The sequence below is a fragment of the Pseudomonas graminis genome, from assembly GCF_900111735.1.
In the GTDB taxonomy this organism is placed as follows: Bacteria; Pseudomonadota; Gammaproteobacteria; order Pseudomonadales; family Pseudomonadaceae; genus Aquipseudomonas; species Aquipseudomonas graminis.
On record NZ_FOHW01000002.1, the window covers coordinates 140,306 to 156,910 of the forward strand.

General features: G+C 59.6%; 18 protein-coding genes. 13 read left to right on the forward strand and 5 right to left on the reverse strand.

The annotated features are described in order from the left end of the window. Nucleotides 1–42 precede the first annotated feature (42 nt). Genes moaC through moaE form a run of 3 tightly spaced genes read left to right on the forward strand, consistent with a single transcriptional unit; the run spans nt 43 to nt 1,236 of the window. Nucleotides 43–528: a cyclic pyranopterin monophosphate synthase MoaC gene (gene moaC, locus BMY98_RS02440; RefSeq protein WP_074884207.1), complete on the forward strand. Its 486-nt coding sequence runs from the start codon at nt 43–45 to the stop codon at nt 526–528. Then, the gene (locus tag BMY98_RS02445; RefSeq protein ID WP_074884209.1) at nt 525–776 is read left to right on the forward strand and encodes a MoaD/ThiS family protein; all 252 of its coding nucleotides are present in this window, start codon (nt 525–527) and stop codon (nt 774–776) included. Before moaC ends, BMY98_RS02445 begins: the two co-directional genes overlap by 4 nt. Before the next feature lies 1 nt (nt 777). Next, nucleotides 778–1,236 (forward strand): molybdopterin synthase catalytic subunit MoaE, encoded by a 459-nt coding sequence (gene moaE, locus BMY98_RS02450; protein ID WP_074884212.1) that lies wholly within the window; start codon nt 778–780, stop codon nt 1,234–1,236. A gap of 107 nt (nt 1,237–1,343) precedes the next feature. Here the strand turns inward: moaE and rhlB are convergent, their stop codons facing one another. Together rhlB and BMY98_RS02460 are read right to left on the reverse strand one after the other, a co-directional pair. Further along, entirely contained in the window at nt 1,344–2,810 is a 1,467-nt protein-coding gene (gene rhlB, locus BMY98_RS02455; protein ID WP_108120785.1) for an ATP-dependent RNA helicase RhlB, read from the reverse strand. Between the two features lie 114 nt (nt 2,811–2,924). Further along, nucleotides 2,925–3,581 (reverse strand): alpha/beta hydrolase, encoded by a 657-nt coding sequence (locus BMY98_RS02460; protein ID WP_074884218.1) that lies wholly within the window; start codon nt 3,579–3,581, stop codon nt 2,925–2,927. Nucleotides 3,582–4,070: 489 nt separating this feature from the next. Here BMY98_RS02460 and BMY98_RS02465 point away from each other — a divergent pair, with 489 nt between their 5' ends. The 9 genes from BMY98_RS02465 (at nt 4,071) to BMY98_RS02505 (ending at nt 13,160) form a co-directional block, all read left to right on the forward strand. After that, on the forward strand, nt 4,071–5,102 hold the full coding sequence (locus BMY98_RS02465) for an amino acid ABC transporter substrate-binding protein (protein ID WP_074884221.1): 1,032 nt from the start codon (nt 4,071–4,073) through the stop codon (nt 5,100–5,102). 65 nt (nt 5,103–5,167) lie between these two features. After that, the gene (locus BMY98_RS02470; protein ID WP_074884224.1) at nt 5,168–6,349 is read left to right on the forward strand and encodes an amino acid ABC transporter permease; all 1,182 of its coding nucleotides are present in this window, start codon (nt 5,168–5,170) and stop codon (nt 6,347–6,349) included. Between the two features lie 10 nt (nt 6,350–6,359). After that, a complete protein-coding gene (locus BMY98_RS02475; RefSeq protein WP_074884226.1) occupies nt 6,360–7,457 on the forward strand; it encodes an amino acid ABC transporter permease in 1,098 nt (365 codons plus the stop codon). 10 nt (nt 7,458–7,467) lie between these two features. Then, the gene (locus tag BMY98_RS02480) at nt 7,468–8,232 is read left to right on the forward strand and encodes an amino acid ABC transporter ATP-binding protein (RefSeq protein WP_074884229.1); all 765 of its coding nucleotides are present in this window, start codon (nt 7,468–7,470) and stop codon (nt 8,230–8,232) included. A 181-nt stretch (nt 8,233–8,413) separates the two neighbouring features. After that, entirely contained in the window at nt 8,414–9,721 is a 1,308-nt protein-coding gene (locus BMY98_RS02485; protein WP_074884231.1) for a CynX/NimT family MFS transporter, read from the forward strand. A gap of 89 nt (nt 9,722–9,810) precedes the next feature. Then, nucleotides 9,811–10,296 carry a nuclear transport factor 2 family protein gene (locus tag BMY98_RS02490; protein ID WP_074884235.1) on the forward strand — a complete coding sequence of 162 codons (486 nt, stop codon included), beginning with the start codon at nt 9,811–9,813 and terminating at the stop codon, nt 10,294–10,296. A gap of 46 nt (nt 10,297–10,342) precedes the next feature. Beyond that, nucleotides 10,343–10,669, forward strand: coding sequence for a GIY-YIG nuclease family protein (locus BMY98_RS02495; RefSeq protein WP_074884238.1), 327 nt, complete (start codon nt 10,343–10,345; stop codon nt 10,667–10,669). Between the two features lie 64 nt (nt 10,670–10,733). Further along, nucleotides 10,734–11,666 (forward strand): glutathione S-transferase family protein, encoded by a 933-nt coding sequence (locus BMY98_RS02500; RefSeq protein WP_074884751.1) that lies wholly within the window; start codon nt 10,734–10,736, stop codon nt 11,664–11,666. Nucleotides 11,667–11,945: 279 nt separating this feature from the next. Continuing rightward, entirely contained in the window at nt 11,946–13,160 is a 1,215-nt protein-coding gene (locus tag BMY98_RS02505; RefSeq protein WP_074884241.1) for a DUF2599 domain-containing protein, read from the forward strand. Between the two features lie 24 nt (nt 13,161–13,184). Here BMY98_RS02505 and BMY98_RS02510 read toward each other — a convergent pair whose 3' ends face one another. Beyond that, nucleotides 13,185–13,535, reverse strand: a complete 351-nt coding sequence (locus BMY98_RS02510) for a glutaredoxin family protein (RefSeq protein WP_074884244.1) — start codon at nt 13,533–13,535, stop codon at nt 13,185–13,187. Nucleotides 13,536–13,559: 24 nt separating this feature from the next. Next, on the reverse strand, nt 13,560–14,561 hold the full coding sequence (gene yejK, locus BMY98_RS02515; RefSeq protein ID WP_074884246.1) for a nucleoid-associated protein YejK: 1,002 nt from the start codon (nt 14,559–14,561) through the stop codon (nt 13,560–13,562). A gap of 354 nt (nt 14,562–14,915) precedes the next feature. On the opposite strand from yejK, the gene BMY98_RS02520 reads away from it, so the two are divergent. Continuing rightward, complete coding sequence (locus BMY98_RS02520; protein ID WP_037014905.1) at nt 14,916–15,197, forward strand: HU family DNA-binding protein; 282 nt, start codon at nt 14,916–14,918, stop codon at nt 15,195–15,197. A 67-nt stretch (nt 15,198–15,264) separates the two neighbouring features. Here BMY98_RS02520 and BMY98_RS02525 read toward each other — a convergent pair whose 3' ends face one another. Then, nucleotides 15,265–16,599 carry a DUF2599 domain-containing protein gene (locus tag BMY98_RS02525; RefSeq protein ID WP_074884249.1) on the reverse strand — a complete coding sequence of 445 codons (1,335 nt, stop codon included), beginning with the start codon at nt 16,597–16,599 and terminating at the stop codon, nt 15,265–15,267. Nucleotides 16,600–16,605 lie beyond the last annotated feature (6 nt).

The window sequence follows — 16,605 nt, forward strand, 5'->3', positions numbered from 1 at the left end:
CCTAACTCCCTACAATCCCCGCTCCTGTTCAGGAGTCATCCCGTGCTCACTCATCTCGATTCCCAAGGTCGCGCCCACATGGTCGACGTCACTGAAAAAGACGTGACGTTCCGTGAAGCCGTGGCCGAAGCGCGCGTGCGCATGCTGCCCGAAACCCTGCAAATGATCGTCGCAGGCGGACATCCCAAGGGGGATGTATTTGCCGTCGCGCGCATCGCCGGCATCCAGGCCGCGAAGAAAACCAGCGATCTGATTCCCCTCTGCCACCCGTTGATGCTCACCGGCGTGAAGGTCGAACTCACCGCAGAAAGCCCTGACACCGTGCATATCCTTGCCCGCTGCAAACTCTCCGGCCAGACCGGTGTGGAAATGGAAGCGCTGACCGCCGCCAGCATCGCGGCCCTGACCATCTACGACATGTGCAAGGCGGTGGACCGCGGCATGACCATCGAACACGTGCGGCTGCTCGAAAAACTCGGTGGCAAAAGCGGACACTTCATCGCCGACGAACAGGTGAGCGCCCAATGACTATTCACGTGCAAGTCCAGTTCTTCGCGCGTTTTCGCGAAACCCTCGGCACCGAGAGCGAGAAGCTCGAAGGCGCGTTCGCCACCGTCGACGCCGTGCGCCAGCATTTGCTCGAGCGCGGCGGTGTGTGGGACGTGCTGAGCGAGAAAGGCATCATGTGCGCCCGCAATCAGGAGCTGTGCTCCCTGGACACGGCCGTTGAGCCGGGCGATGAAGTGGCCTTCTTTCCGACCGTCACCGGAGGCTGATATGAGCGTGCGAGTGCAAGCCGCAGCGTTTGATCCCGGTGCGGAAGTCAACGCCATGCACGACGCCAACGTTGGCGTAGGTGCAGTGGTCAGCTTTGTTGGCTATGTGCGAGATTTCAACGATGGCCGTGAGGTGGCGGGTATGTTTCTTGAGCACTATCCCGGCATGACCGAGAAAGCGCTGCTTAACATCGTCGATGAAGCGCAGCAGCGCTGGCCGCTGCTCAAGCTGGAAGTGATTCATCGGGTGGGCAATCTGGAGCCGGGGGAGCCGATTGTGTTCGTCGCGGCCGCCAGCGCCCATCGTCAGGCGGCATTCGAAGCCTGCGATTTCGTCATGGACTACCTGAAGACCCGAGCGCCGTTCTGGAAGAAGGAAAACACGTCAGAAGGACCGCGCTGGGTTGAAGGGCGGTCCAGCGATCACAAGGCTGCGGATCGCTGGAAACAGGAGGGCTAAACGCACGTAACTGTAGGAGCGCGCTTGCCCGCGAATCGGTATGTCTGTGACAGGTGGGCCAATTGACCCACCACGTTCGCGAGCAAGCGCGCCCCCACAAATAGCCATCATTCCGCCGCAGGAATCACTCGCTGCACGCGCACCACAGGGCGCAACAACACGGTTGGCGGTGTCTCGCAGCTGATCTTGCGGCCCAGCTTCTCTTCGATCGACGGCAGCTGATACGAATCGTCTTCACCAGCGAAGCTGATCGACACGCCGTCTGCACCGGCACGACCGGTCCGGCCGATGCGATGCACGTAGTCGTCCGGTACTTCCGGCAGGGTGAAGTTGATCACGTGGCTGATGCCGTCGATGTGAATCCCGCGACCCGCAACGTCAGTCGCCACCAGCACCCGAATCTTGCCTTCACGAAAGCCTTCCAGCGTCTTGATGCGCTTGTGTTGGGGCACGTCGCCTGACAACTGCGCGGCATTGATGCCGTCACGCACGAGGCGCTCTTCGATACGCCGCACTTCGTCCTTGCGGTTGGCGAAGACCATCACCCGCTCCCAACCGTGATCATTGATCAGGTTGAACAGCAGCTTGTACTTGTCAGCACCGGCCACGGCATAAATATGCTGCTCGACGGTGTCGCTGGCGACGTTCAGCGATTCGATTTCGACGATCGCAGGATCCGTCGTCCACTGCTTGGCCAGGTTCATCACGTCTTCGGTGAAGGTGGCGGAAAACAGCAGCGTCTGGCGCTCGCCCTTGTGCGGGGTCTGGCGAATGATCGAGCGGACCTGGGGAATGAAGCCCATGTCGAGCATGCGGTCAGCTTCGTCAAGCACCATGACTTCAACCATGTCCAGGTGCACTTCGCCGCGCTGGGCGAAGTCCAGCAGGCGACCTGGCGTGGCGACCAGAATGTCGCAATGGCGCGCTTCGAGGTGTTTGAGTTGCTTGTCGAAATCCATGCCGCCCACAAACGTCATTACGTTGAGGTCGGTGTACTTGGTCAGCGCCTCGGCGTCCTTGGCGATCTGCACCACCAGCTCGCGAGTCGGCGCAATGATCAGCGCACGGGGTTCCCCCATGTAGCGCTCTTTCGGCGGAGGCGTCTGGGTCAGCTGGGTAATGATGGAAATCAGGAAGGCGGCGGTCTTGCCGGTGCCGGTCTGGGCACGGCCGATGGCATCGCGGCCTTTGAGGGTGTAACCCAGAACGCCCGCCTGGATCGGCGTGCAATACGGGAAGCCCAGGTCCTGAATGGCGTGCATCAGTTCGGGGGCAAGAGGGAAATCGTGGAAGCGGGTTTTGCCTTCCTGGGGGTCGACGACGAAGTCTTCGGGTTTCCAGGGAATGACGACGGGCTTGGGCGCACGTTCACGGCGCGGGCGTTCGGCCCTGACGGGCGATGTAACGGCCGGTGCGGTGGCTGCCGAATGCTCGGACGTTGGCACGTGCACTTCTGCTGCTGACGGTTCCCGCGAGACGCTTTCGGTCTGTTGCTGGCGGACGGGGAGGGGAGCAGCAGGCGCGAGCGGCTCAGCCTCGCTTTTTCCGAACATCTTTTTAAGTGCTTTGAGCACGGTCATCTCATCGATTGATTTAGGAATGTACGCCGGGGAGTGTAAAGCAAGAACCCGGCGCAGCGTAGTGTCCTAGCAAATCCGCAACGCAATTGGAAGGATCAAATGAGTGGACTAGCGAAGCTTATCCGCGAGCCAGACACCTATGTCGGAAATTTCCTGCGGTAACACTTCGTGCTCCATTGGGTATTCCTGCCATGTCACGGTGACGCCCTGGGCCTTCAAGTGCTCGTAAGCCGCTCGGCCCATGCCATGCAAAACCACCGGGTCATTGCTGCCGTGCAAGCAATAGGCCGGGATGCGTTGCTGGCTGGCGGAGAGGCTCATTTCGTCGGTGAACGTCGGTGCGTAAGTGGACAGGGCGAGCACGCCGCCGAGGGGCCCTTCCCAGCGCAGGAAGGCAGTGTGCAACACCACCGCGCCGCCCTGGGAAAAGCCCGCCAGGAAGATTCGCGCCGGGTCGATGCCGCTGTCTCGTTGCTGTTCGATCAGCTTGATGACGTCTTGCGCCGAGCCTTCCAGCTCGCCGCTGTCGATGGCGCGGGCCGGGCTCATGGCCTTGATGTCATACCAGCTGGGCATCGCGTAGCCACCGTTGATGGTAACGGCCCGCGTCGGTGCCTGCGGCAGGATGAACCGCGCGGTCTTCAGCGCCTTCTGCAGCATCTCGGCCACCGGCAGGAAGTCGTAGCGATCAGCCCCGAGGCCGTGCAGCCAGATCACGCAGGCATCAACTGCCAATTCCGGTTCGATGATCAACGGTTCAGTCATGTGTGCTCCATTAGTGTGCGGTGCCTTTGGCGCAGCGCTTTAAGGCGGTGCGTCGAGCCGTCAATGTGGAATTCAGGATGTCGCAAGGTTACAAGTTTTGATCTTGACCTGTCGCTAATTCGACATTGCCAGCATGGTGGTACGGGCTTTGCTACATAACCCGCGGAGTGAAGGCGCTCACCTCGGGCGGTAACACTAATAGGCTATCAAGCAGACAGCCAAGTGTTGCGTCAGAGGCAGCAAGGAATCATCGAGCAGGATTCCCGGCACGATTCGCTTTGAACCTCGGGGTTCAAGGACATCATGGGGCTTCAGTCTGCTGGGCTCGCAACATGCCGGACACGCGATGACCAGATGCCTGGCGTCGGTGGCGGTAAACGGGTTCAACGTCGCATGACCCAAAAACAAGCCAGCACGGGTCATGAATGCCTCACAAGGGTGCGACGGGGCTGAGGCTCCTACACAACAAAGAGCAAACTGGAGGTTCGAATGAAGATGTTGAAATCCACCCTGGCTGTAGTGGCCGCCGCTGCAGCGCTCGGCCTGACCGGGTTCGCTCAAGCGGGTGCCAAGCTGGACGCCATTCAGAAGAAGGGCTTTATCCAGTGCGGCGTCAGCGACGGTCTGCCAGGTTTCTCGGTTCCGGACGCCAGCGGCAAGATCCAGGGCATCGACGCCGACTTCTGCCGCGCTGTCGCTGCGGCGGTGTTTGGCGACGCGACCAAGGTCAAGTTCAGCCAATTGAACGCCAAAGAGCGCTTCACCGCGCTGCAGTCCGGCGAAATCGACATCCTGTCGCGTAACACCACCTGGACCAGCTCCCGCGATGCGAGCATGGGCCTTGTGTTCCCGGGCTTCGTCACTTACTACGACGGCGTTGGCTTCCTGGCCAACAGCAAGCTGGGCGTGAAAAGTGCCAAGGAACTGGACGGCGCGACCATCTGTATTCAAGCCGGTACCACCACTGAGTTGAACGTGTCGGACTACTTCCGCGCCAACAACCTCAAGTACACCCCGATCACGTTCGACACCTCCGACGAAAGCGCCAAGTCGCTGGAATCCGGTCGTTGCGACGTACTGACCTCCGACAAATCCCAGCTCTACGCACAGCGCTCAAAGCTGGCCTCGCCGAAGGACTACGTCGTTCTGCCTGAAACCATCTCCAAAGAACCGCTGGGCCCTGTTGTCGCCCGTGGCGATGAAGACTGGACCACCATCGTTCGCTGGGTTGGCTACGCGCTGCTGAACGCGGAAGAAGCAGGCGTCACGTCGAAAAACGTTGAAGCCAAAGCCAAATCCACCAAGAACCCTGACGTGGCCCGCCTGCTGGGTGCCGACGGCGATTACGGTCCGCAGCTTAAGCTGAAGAAAGACTGGGTCGTGCAGATCGTCAAGCAAGTCGGTAACTACGGCGAGATGTTCGAGAAGAACCTGGGCGCAGGCACTCCTCTGGAGATTGCTCGCGGTCAGAACGCTCTGTGGAACGCTGGCGGCATTCAATACGCACCACCAGTGCGTTGATTGACCTGCACCCGGCTGCGTGAATCGCAGCCGGGCGCTTTGTTGCATTTCTTCCGGGGCACTCCATGCAAAATCAAATCAGCGCACCCAAGCAGAGGCTCAGCCTCAGCGACCCTAAAGTGCGTGCGTGGCTATTTCAGATAATTACGGTTGTCGCCGTAGTCGCGATGGGTTGGTATCTGTTCGATAACACCCAGACCAACCTGCAACACCGGGGTATCACCTCAGGTTTCGGTTTCCTTGAAAACAGTGCCGGCTTCGGCATCGCGCAGCACCTGATTCCGTTCACGGAGTCGGACACCTACGCGCGGGTTTTCCTGATCGGTTTGCTCAACACGCTGCTAGTGACGTTCATTGGCGTGATTCTCGCGACCCTGCTGGGCTTCATCGTCGGCGTCGCGCGTCTGTCCAACAACTGGATCATCAACAAACTGGCGACGGTTTACGTCGAAGTCTTCCGTAACATTCCGCCGCTGCTGCAGATCCTGTTCTGGTACTTCGCGGTGTTCCTGACCCTGCCGGGTCCGCGGGCGGCCCACGGGTTTCTCGGGTCCTTCTTCGTCAGCAGCCGTGGCCTGAACATGCCTGCCGCGATTGCCACCGATGCGGCGTGGCCGTTTGTGATCAGCGTGGTACTGGCCATTGTCGCCATCGTGTTCATGACGCGCTGGGCGAACAAGCGCTTCGAAGCCACGGGCGTACCGTTTCACAAGTTCTGGGCGGGCCTTGCGCTGTTCATCGTGATCCCTGCGCTCTGCGCGCTGATCTTCGGTGCACCGGTGCATTGGGAACTGCCTGAGCTGAAAGGCTTCAACTTTGTGGGCGGCTGGGTGTTGATCCCGGAACTGCTGGCACTGACCCTGGCGCTGACGGTGTATACGGCGGCATTCATTGCCGAAATCGTGCGTTCAGGCATCAAATCGGTGAGCCATGGCCAGACCGAAGCAGCTCGCTCGCTGGGCCTGCGTCCAGGGCCGACGTTGCGCAAGGTCATCATTCCGCAGGCGCTGCGGGTGATCATTCCGCCATTGACCAGCCAATACTTGAACCTGGCGAAGAACTCGTCGCTGGCCGCCGGTATCGGTTACCCGGAAATGGTTTCGCTGTTCGCCGGTACCGTGCTCAACCAGACCGGTCAGGCCATCGAAGTCATTGCCATCACCATGAGCGTGTACCTGGCGATCAGTATCAGCATTTCCCTGCTGATGAACTGGTACAACAAGCGCATTGCGCTGATCGAGCGGTGAGGAAACGCGCATGACATCCCATACTTTCAAACCCGACATGCCACCGCCGAGCAAAGTCTTCGGCCCGGTGGCATGGATGCGCCAGAACCTGTTCTCGAGTTGGATCAACACGCTGTTGACCCTGTTCGCGATCTATCTGATCTGGCTGGTTGTTCCACCGCTGCTGAGCTGGGCCATCTTCGATGCCAACTGGGTCGGCACCACGCGCGCCGACTGCACCAAGGCAGGCGCCTGCTGGGTGTTCATCGAACAGCGCTTCGGCCAGTTCATGTACGGCTACTACCCGCAGGAATTACGCTGGAGGGTCGATCTGACCGTCTGGCTGGCGATCATCGGCGTCGCGCCGCTGTTCATCAAAGTGATGCCGCGCAAGGCGATTTACGGCCTGTCGTTCCTGTTCATCTACCCGATCATTGCCTACTTCCTGCTCCATGGCGGGGTGTTCGGCCTGGTGAACGTGCCGACCAGTCAATGGGGCGGCTTGATGCTGACCCTGGTGATCGCCACGGTGGGTATCGCGGGCGCCTTGCCGTTGGGCGTGATTCTGGCATTGGGGCGTCGCTCCGAAATGCCGGCGATCCGCGTGATGTGCGTGACGTTCATCGAGTTCTGGCGAGGCGTTCCATTAATCACCGTACTGTTCATGTCGTCAGTGATGCTGCCGTTGTTCCTGCCTGAAGGCATGAACTTCGACAAACTGCTGCGCGCACTGATCGGCGTGATCCTGTTCCAGTCGGCGTATGTGGCCGAAGTGGTGCGGGGCGGCATGCAGGCCATTCCGAAGGGGCAGTACGAAGCGGCCGCGGCCATGGGCCTCGGCTACTGGCGCCGCATGGGTCTGGTGATTCTGCCGCAGGCCCTGAAAATGGTGATTCCCGGCCTCGTCAACACGGTGATCGCGTTGTTCAAGGACACCAGTCTGGTGATCATCATCGGCCTGTTCGACCTGCTCAACAGCGTCAAACAAGCTGCCGCCGACCCCAAGTGGCTCGGCATGGCGACCGAGGGTTACGTGTTCGCGGCCCTGGTGTTCTGGATCTTCTGTTTCGGCATGTCCCGCTACTCCATGCATTTGGAGCGTAAGTTGGACACAGGCCACAAGCGTTAGGAGTTTTGTGATGAGTGAAGCTATCAGTAAGCCTCTGGGCGCCGAAGGCATGATCCGGATGGAAGGCGTACACAAGTGGTACGGTCAGTTCCACGTGTTGAAAGACATCAACCTGAACGTGCGTCAGGGCGAGCGCATCGTGTTGTGCGGTCCGTCGGGCTCGGGCAAGTCGACCACCATTCGCTGCCTCAACCGTCTGGAAGAACACCAGCAGGGTCGCATCGTGGTCGATGGCACCGAGCTGACGTCCGACCTTAAGCAGATCGAGACGATTCGTCGCGAAGTCGGCATGGTGTTCCAGCACTTCAACCTGTTCCCGCACCTGACCATCCTGCAGAACTGCACGCTGGCGCCGATGTGGGTGCGCAAGATGCCCAAGCGCAAAGCCGAAGAAATCGCCATGCATTATCTGGAGCGCGTGCGTATTCCGGAGCAGGCGCACAAGTTCCCGGGCCAGCTGTCCGGGGGGCAGCAACAACGTGTGGCGATCGCCCGCGCGCTGTGCATGAAGCCGAAAATCATGCTGTTCGACGAGCCGACTTCGGCCCTCGATCCGGAAATGGTGAAAGAGGTGCTCGACACCATGGTCGGCCTGGCAGAAGAGGGCATGACCATGCTCTGCGTGACCCACGAAATGGGCTTTGCCCGCACCGTGGCCAACCGAGTGATCTTCATGGACAAAGGCGAGATCGTCGAACAAGCCGCGCCAAACGACTTCTTCGACAATCCGCAAAGTGATCGTACGCGCCTGTTCCTGAGTCAGATTCTGCACTGAGTCAGTAGCGGCTATACAAAGAGCCCGGGCCCCTGTGCCCGGGTTTTTTGTGGGCGGTCGATTCGCGTGGGCTACAAAACTGTACCCAATCCCCGTAAAACTTGTGTTCTCTGCCGATCTCCAACAGGATTAGTGCTTTGCGCAATGCGCTGTTACATCCTCCTGCCCCCACGAGAATCCCATGACGACCAAGGCGCCGACGGCGAGCAGTCCCCGTTCCAATCCTTCGACCCCTCACGACATAACCGAGCTGCTGATCGACGCAGAAGCCGATGACGAGCAAGTGCAGCGGCAACACCCTGTGCTCAAACGGCCATGGTTTCTGTTATTAGGCCTGGTGCTGGTGGCACTGAATCTGCGCCCGGCGTTGTCGAGCATGGCGCCGTTGTTGAGTGAGGTGTCACGAAGCCTGGGGCTTTCTGCGGCCACGGCCGGCTTGCTGACCACGCTGCCGGTGTTGTGCCTGGGTCTGTTCGCGCCGCTTGCGCCGATTCTTGCGCGGCGTTTCGGCAGCGAGCGCGTGGTGCTGGGCATTCTGCTGACCCTGGCGTGCGGGATCATTCTGCGCAGCTCGATGGGCGAGTTCGGTCTGTTTGCCGGCAGCATCATGGCCGGTGCCAGCATCGGCATTATCGGGGTATTGCTGCCGGGCATCGTCAAACGCGACTTCGCCAAACAGGCAGGCGCCATGACGGGCGTTTACACCATGGCGCTGTGCCTGGGCGCTGCGGTTGCGGCGGGCTCCACGGTGCCGTTGAGCGAAGCGCTTGGCAACGGCAATGGTAGCGACTGGACCTTGGGTCTGGGGTTCTGGATCGTGCCGGCGATTCTCGCCGCGATCTTCTGGTGGCCGCAGACACGTCAGCGCCATGGTCAGCATCAGGTGGCCTACCGGGTGCGCGGTCTGCGCCGTGACCCCCTGGCCTGGCAAGTCACCCTTTATATGGGCCTGCAATCGTCGCTGGCCTACATCGTGTTCGGCTGGCTGCCGTCGATCCTCATCGGTCGTGGCCTTAGTGCCACTGAAGCCGGGCTGCTGCTGTCCGGGTCGATCATGCTGCAGATGGTCAGCTCGCTGACTGCGCCGTGGCTCGCCACGCGGGGCAAGGATCAGCGGATTGCGATTGTGTTGGTGATGCTGCTGACCCTGGCCGGTCTGTTCGGTTGCCTGTATGCCCCGCTTGATCAATTGTGGGCCTGGGCAATCGTGCTTGGGCTGGGACAGGGCGGGACGTTCAGCCTGGCACTGACGCTGATCGTGCTGCGCTCGCGGGACTCCCACGTCGCCGCCAATCTATCGAGCATGGCACAGGGCTTCGGTTACACCCTGGCATCCCTCGGCCCATTTGCGGTAGGCGTCGTGCATGACTGGACCGGCAACTGGGACTCGGTGGGCTGGATCTTCGGCATCATTGGCGTTGCCGCGATCATCGCCGGCCTGGGCGCCGGGCGCGCGCTTTATGTGGGCGTGACCAGCGAGAAAGTCTGAGGGGCAGCATTTCCCATGGGAATGCCCGTGGCAAAACGGGGCGCAGCCGCTTATTGTGCAGGCATCCTATTTCCATGGACGGCGTTCCCATGAGCGAAACCTTCACCAGCGAACACAACAGCGCGCTGATCACGCGCTTTTACGAGGCGTTCAGTCGTCTGGATGCTGAGGCAATGGCCGCGTGCTACAGCGAAGATGTGGTGTTTTCCGACCCGGTGTTTGGCGAGCTGCGCGGGCGGGATGCCGGCGACATGTGGCGCATGCTGACCTCCCGCGCCCGTGACTTCTCGGTGGTTTTCGATCACGTCCGTGCGGACGCCACGACCGGCGCTGCGCACTGGGTCGCGACCTATCTGTTCAGCCAGACCGGTCGCACGGTGGTCAACGATATTCAGGCGCGCTTCGTCTTTCGGGACGGCAAGATCTGCGAGCACCATGACCACTTCAATCTGTGGCGCTGGTCGCGTCAGGCGTTGGGTACACGAGGCGCTTTACTGGGCTGGGCGCCGTTTGTGCAAAACGCCATCCGTGCACAGGGCCAGAAAGGGCTGAAGGCTTTTCAGGCCAGCCGCTGAGGCTTTGATAGAATCCGTTCCCCTCGCTACTGCTCCACGGTCCTGCATGTCTGACGCCGAAATCGCCACCGCGCCCGTACCCGATGCCGCCCCGGTCAAGTCCTGGTTCGTGTATCTGGTGCGCGCGGCCAATGGTTCGTTGTACTGCGGCATCAGTAACGATCCGCAGCGCCGGTTCGCTCAGCATCAGAGCGGCAAAGGCGCGCGCTTCTTCAGCTCCAGCCACGCGGTGGCGCTGGTGTATGTCGAAGCTTGCCGCGACAAGGGGGATGCCCTGCGGCAGGAGAGGCTGATCAAAAAACTGCGTAAAAGCGCCAAGGAATGTCTGGCTGCCAGCTACATCCAGCCAAGTGATGCCGCGCCATCAGCCTGAGCGGGTTTGCCGTAAGCGTGCAGGAGGCTAAGCTGGGGCTTTCCCCCTGCGGATGGCCCGAAGCATGTCTGATTTGATTCTTCATCACTATCCAATGTCCCTGTTCGCCGAAAAAGCCCGGTTGATGCTGGGCTTCAAAGGCTTGTCATGGCGCTCGGTCAACATCCCGTCGATCATGCCCAAGCCCGACCTCATGCCCCTCACCGGCGGCTATCGCAAAACCCCCGTTCTGCAAGTGGGCGCCGACATCTACTGCGACACCGCGTTGATTGCCCGCCGGCTGGAGCAGGAAAAGTCCTCACCGACCTTTTACCCCGAAGGTCAGGAGTTCACGTCGGCAAGCCTGGCCGCGTGGGCGGATTCAGTACTGTTCCTGCATTCCGTCAGCCTGGTGTTTCAACCTGCCTCTATGGCTGCGCGTTTCGCCAAGGTCCCGCCTGAGGCTGTGAAGGCATTCGTTGCCGACCGCGCCACCTTGTTCAATGGCGGCAGCGCCAATCGTGTGCCGCTGGAAGTGGCTCAGCATCAATGGCCGACACTGATGGCGCGTCTGGAAACCCAGCTTGAGCGCAACGGTGATTTCCTCTTGGGCGCGCCCTCGATTGCTGATTTCTCGGTGGCCCACACCCTGTGGTTCCTGAAACAAACACCTGTCACGTCCCCGCTCGTGGATGCCTATCCGGCCGTGTTGAGCTGGTACGAGCGCGTTATCGCATTCGGCCATGGCGCGCCGAGTGAGTTGAGTTCAGGTGACGCCGTTGAAATCGCGCGTGCTGCCACCCCGGCGGCGGTGCCTGACGAAGCGTTTACCGATCCCAATGGTTTTACCGTTGGCCAGCAGGTCACCGTGTCTGCGGTGGATTACGGCGTTGACGCGGTGGCGGGAGAGTTGGTGTTCAGCGGGCGCGAAGAGATCATCCTGCGCCGCGAAGACGACCGTGCGGGCACCGTGCATGTGCACTTCCCGCGCTTGGGTTTTCAGATCAAGGCGGCTTGAATTTGTAATGTGGAAATGAGCCCGGTGCAACGCCGGGCTTTATCGCAACGCTGAATAATCCCTTAGGTTTAATTGCACATCAATCTAAGGGATTAACGCTGAGTGGTCGTCACTGTCAGTTGTGACAGTTGTTAAAAAAGCCACGGGGTTTACTCTCTTCTTTCAACTTGAACAAAAGTCGTCCGGTCCCTGAGAGCGTCTGAGCCCCCCTCGTGCCTGCGATATTCTCAATGCTCTGTGACATCGGACGGCTTATTTCCAGGGATAGGAGAGCACGTCATGGTCAACACCAATACGTTCGGGGTATCGCTACTTGTTATTACCCTGCAATGCGCTGATGTTTATGCGGCCAGTTGCGCTGATACGGCCAGGGCACTGGCAAGCCGTTATCACGATACAAGGGAAAACTGCGGCAAAGCCTCGTCACCCGCGTTCTTGTGCAACGGCGTTATCTTCAGGGCGACCATTCCCTCGGACGACTACAACTCGTGGGATCCGAGCCCTGCCTCGGTTAAGAGCGGCGGTACGTCGTTCTCTTATCTGCGTAAGGACGCCAAATTTTCCCGGCTCGTTCGGTATGAAAACAATGGCTACGTGCTCTTTCCGATTCAGGAGCTGCCGACGGGCAAAAGCGCCTACAACGTGCTGTGCTCGTTCCCGATGGACGGCGGCACTGACTCGCGGATCGACAAAGGCTGCGGCACATCCCCGGCAGCGAGCGCGCCAGGCAAAGGCGCTGAGTGCTTTTCTCAAAAGATCGAGACCGGTCGCCAGTGGGCAGAGCAGTACAAGACGCAGACCAAAGGCGATAACCGTAACGAGTGCGGGTTTGATGTGCGCGATCCGCTGGACCGGCACGCAACTGACAACTTCAATGCCAGTTTGAGCGCCATGCGCGAGATGGGAAGGACGTCGTTCAATAAGCAGAATGAACTCAGGCTGGATACCTGGAGTAGTGAAACACCTGATAAAAACTTGCCCATTCAGGCCTTTTTCTATTTGCCCGAACCTGGGGGCGGCAAAGACGATGCCCGATTTGATCAACAACGTTATTACTCTCAAACCGGTGTCTGGGTGCCGATTATCGAAATGACACTTCCTGATTCCCCCTCTAAAGACGCACTGTTTGTCTGTAATGCCGATGATCAGGCTGTCTCTGAATCGGGCAAGACAATCGATCGCTATATCCAGTCCGCCACGTGGACGTTACGCCCTGACCCGGGCACGGGAGAAGAGGAGTGGTCACTGTCGGTCGTGCTGACCGAATTGGGTAAGAAGCAAACGGGCTCTTCAGGCTCTGACGCGGTATATGCCGAACTGGTCCGCAAGTACAAAAATGATTATCAGTGGAAACAGAATGATGGCGGTGGCATGCGTCGCCAGTTGGTCTGCCACTTCAGCATTGCGCGGAATAAGGATGCATTCAATCTGGAGCCATTCCGCCCCGATCTCTCTGAAGAGAAGGCCGAGGCGGCGGGGTGCAATCCGGTTTGACTCTGGGCGGCCAAGCGTTTGGCGTTACTTCAGCGCAGCGAGAATCTGCTCTTCGCTGAAGCCTCTGATCAGCGTGCCGTTCACGTCGATCAGAGGGATGCCGCGACCGCCGAGCGCCTCATAGGCTTTGCGCCCGGCAGCGTCTTTTTCGATGTCGAATTCGGTGTAAGGAATGCCCTGGCTGTCGAGAAAACGCCGCGTCTGCTTGCAGTAGCCGCACCAGTCGGTGGCGTACAACGTCACTTTCGCGTTGGCCTGCGCGTGCTCCGATACAGCCGAGGAGGGGTGAACCAGGTTTTCGATCTTGCCCCAGTTCTGGTACACGACCACCACCAGCATAATGAGCAGGAACTTCTTCAGGGTACGAACGAACATTCGGTTTCGGCTCCTCGGCTGGGCTCAGCGGCGTTTAAGCTGATCGGTCAACTGAGTGGGCAGACCTTTGATGATCAGCGTGCCTTTCTCCTCGTCGTACTCGATCTTGTCGCCCAGCAGGTGCGCCTCAAAGCTGATCGACAGACCTTCGGCGCGGCCGGTGAAACGGCGGAACTGACTCAACGTGCGCTTATCGGCCGGGATCTCGGGCGACAGGCCGTAATCCTTGTTGCGGATGTGATCGTAGAAGGCGCGCGGACGGTCCTCGTCGATCAGGCCGGACAGCTCTTCCAATGCGATGGGCTCGCCCATTTTGCTCTGGCTGCTGGCATAGTCGACCAGCGCCTTGGTCTTTTCGCGGGTCGATTCTTCCGGCAGGTCTTCGCTCTCGACGAAATCACTGAAAGCCTTGAGCAGGGTGCGTGTCTCGCCCGGTCCGTCGACACCTTCCTGGCAGCCGATGAAGTCGCGGAAGTACTCGGACACCTTCTTGCCGTTCTTGCCCTTGATGAACGAGATGTACTGCTTGGACGCCTTGTTGTTCTGCCACTCGGAAATGTTGATGCGGGCGGCAAGGTGCAACTGGCCCAGGTCCAGATGCCGGGAGGGCGTCACGTCCAGGGCTTCGTTCACCGCCACGCCTTCGCTGTGGTGCAGCAACGCAATCGCCAGGTACTCGGTCATGCCCTGTTGATAGTGCGCAAACAGCACGTGGCCGCCGACCGACAGGTTCGACTCTTCCATCAGCTTCTGCAGGTGTTCGACCGCGATGCGGCTGAACTGGGTGAAATCCTTGCCTTGATCGAGATATTCCTTCAGCCAGCCACTGAACGGGTGCGCGCCGGACTCGGCATGGAACAGACCCCAGGCCTTGCCCTGTTTGGCGTTATAGCTTTCGTTGAGGTCCGCCAGCATGTTCTCGATGGCCTGCGACTCGGCGAGCTCCGAGTCCCGGGCGTGGAGCACAGCGGGTGTGCCGTCGGGTTTCTTGTCGATCAGGTGGACGATGGCGTGACGGATCGGCATGGATTTCTCGGCTGCTGAAGGGGAACTGAACGGGACCAGACCAGGCCCGTGCGAAAGTCGGCAAGTGTACCGCAGACGGGAGGCGGAACGCTCTGGAAGGGCCGAAAACGCTGACCTGGGCACATTAATATGACTTTTTTACGCCTCTCGGGCGATAAAGCTGACCAAATGGGTAGGTAGGGGCGGATATTTGCGTTGCGCTGTGCTAGTTTTGCCCGGTCCTGAGCGCCAAAGCGCGCCAGGCGTGCAGTTTGTGGGCGTTCGGCCGAACCAAAGGCCGTTTACAGTATCTACATTTCGCGTCTGTACCACACTCTGCAAACCATTCGAATTTGATAGGGAAGGAACACCACCATGGCTCTGACTAAAGACCAATTGATCGCCGATATCGCAGAAGCAATCGACGCGCCGAAAACCACCGCGCGCAACGCTCTCGACCAATTGGGTCAAATCGTCGCTGACCAACTGGAAAACGGTAGTGAAATCACTCTGCCAGGCATCGGCAAACTGAAAGTCACCGAGCGTCCAGCTCGCACCGGCCGCAACCCTTCGACTGGCGCTGCCATCGAAATCGCTGCCAAGAAAGTGGTCAAGTTCGTACCAGCCAAAGTGCTGACTGACTCGGTCAACAAGTAAGCGAAAACGCTGCTTGGTTGAGGAAACCGTGTGACGGAGCGATCCGGACACGGTTTTTTTGTGCCCGTTATTTCTTGAAGGGGTTGCAGCCGGCCGCTTTCGCCGCTGCCTCGGATACCACCGGACGGAAGGGTTCCAGGTTCCAGTCGGCACGTTGCGGATAGTTGCGCACGATGCAGGCTATTTGCTGCTTCATGCTGCCTGAGTCGCTTTCTTCATTGCGCCACTGCAGGTCCGATCCGCGCAAGTCGTATAGCTCCTGATAAACGTCTTGCTGCTGACTGGCCTGTACTTTTTTGCCCAGCTCGGTCAGTACCACATTCAGCGTCCACTCCGCTTTTCCAGTGCCGGGGTCCAGGCGCTGCTCCCAGTTGCTCCATGCGATGTATTTAGCGGTCACGTTGCGGTTGAGGTTAAGCGAGACCCCTTGATCGGCCGCGCTGTAAGTGAAGCGTTGCTCTGGCGGCCGAGTGAAGTCGACATTCAGAATGGGCACCGCGTAGCCCTGATCATAGAGTTTGCGCTGGAAGGTGCGCGCGTTGGCCAGGCCGTCCTGCTGTACCGCCGCTTTACCGTTGTCGCCTCGGACGGGGTAGTTGAACGTGTTCTTGCCCCGGTAAATAAATGCATCGATGTCATCCATGATGTCGCTGCCGCCGGGGGCATTCTTGAGCATGAATTCGTTGAAGAAGTCCTTGCGTGAATAAGGGTCGGCGTTGGTGGTGGTCACTCTGGCTTCATGGGCCTGAATCATCGCGTCCCACTGCGCAGGCACTTCGGCGTTCCACGAGCACTGCGTCGTCTGAATCGGTTGTCGGGCGCCGCCCTGATATTTCTGTTGCCACTGCTCGGCCGTGTTGACGTTCTGACCGGCACAGGTGCCGTAGGCCCATTGAGCGTTCTTGTTCGCCGTTGTCGGTTCGGACGGGGGAACGAAGGTAGCGTCGTTGAAGGGCCCGCAGCCGTACCACTTGCGATCCGGCCCGGTGTAGCCATCGAACGTGTAGATACAGGCCCAGCCCTCCTGCTTGACCGGAAGCTGCAGCGCGAGCCCGTCCGTTGGCGTCCTGAGGATGAAGCCTGCGGGGTGAACAAGCACTGATGTGCTCAGGTCCCGGCGTATCCAGGTGTAGGACGTTGCCCCGGTTTGCAGGGCGTAGGGGCTGTAATCCCAGGGATTGAAGTTGCCGTGATTGACCATGCGCAAGGTGATGCCGCTGCAGTAGTAATGGCCCCGCGCGGCGCCGGTGTCTGGCTCTTTGCAATGGTTGTCGATCCGGTTGTAACTGGCGTTGATGCGCTTGACCGTTTCGACCGGATCAAGGTTTGCCTTCAATTCAACTGCCCACGACGGGCAGCTCCAGACCATCAACATGCAGATAAGGCAGGCTGAAACGCGCATGGCTGA

Coding starts and splice junctions, on each gene's coding strand:
- BMY98_RS02445 (WP_074884209.1), top strand. CDS start 525: ATGACTATTCACGTGCAAGTCCAGTTCTTCGCGCGTTTTCGCGAAACC.
- moaE (WP_074884212.1), top strand. CDS start 778: ATGAGCGTGCGAGTGCAAGCCGCAGCGTTTGATCCCGGTGCGGAAGTC.
- BMY98_RS02460 (WP_074884218.1), bottom strand. CDS start 3,581: ATGACTGAACCGTTGATCATCGAACCGGAATTGGCAGTTGATGCCTGC.
- BMY98_RS02465 (WP_074884221.1), top strand. CDS start 4,071: ATGAAGATGTTGAAATCCACCCTGGCTGTAGTGGCCGCCGCTGCAGCG.
- BMY98_RS02470 (WP_074884224.1), top strand. CDS start 5,168: ATGCAAAATCAAATCAGCGCACCCAAGCAGAGGCTCAGCCTCAGCGAC.
- BMY98_RS02475 (WP_074884226.1), top strand. CDS start 6,360: ATGACATCCCATACTTTCAAACCCGACATGCCACCGCCGAGCAAAGTC.
- BMY98_RS02480 (WP_074884229.1), top strand. CDS start 7,468: ATGAGTGAAGCTATCAGTAAGCCTCTGGGCGCCGAAGGCATGATCCGG.
- BMY98_RS02485 (WP_074884231.1), top strand. CDS start 8,414: ATGACGACCAAGGCGCCGACGGCGAGCAGTCCCCGTTCCAATCCTTCG.
- BMY98_RS02490 (WP_074884235.1), top strand. CDS start 9,811: ATGAGCGAAACCTTCACCAGCGAACACAACAGCGCGCTGATCACGCGC.
- BMY98_RS02495 (WP_074884238.1), top strand. CDS start 10,343: ATGTCTGACGCCGAAATCGCCACCGCGCCCGTACCCGATGCCGCCCCG.
- BMY98_RS02500 (WP_074884751.1), top strand. CDS start 10,734: ATGTCTGATTTGATTCTTCATCACTATCCAATGTCCCTGTTCGCCGAA.
- BMY98_RS02505 (WP_074884241.1), top strand. CDS start 11,946: ATGGTCAACACCAATACGTTCGGGGTATCGCTACTTGTTATTACCCTG.
- BMY98_RS02510 (WP_074884244.1), bottom strand. CDS start 13,535: ATGTTCGTTCGTACCCTGAAGAAGTTCCTGCTCATTATGCTGGTGGTG.
- yejK (WP_074884246.1), bottom strand. CDS start 14,561: ATGCCGATCCGTCACGCCATCGTCCACCTGATCGACAAGAAACCCGAC.
- BMY98_RS02520 (WP_037014905.1), top strand. CDS start 14,916: ATGGCTCTGACTAAAGACCAATTGATCGCCGATATCGCAGAAGCAATC.
- BMY98_RS02525 (WP_074884249.1), bottom strand. CDS start 16,599: ATGCGCGTTTCAGCCTGCCTTATCTGCATGTTGATGGTCTGGAGCTGC.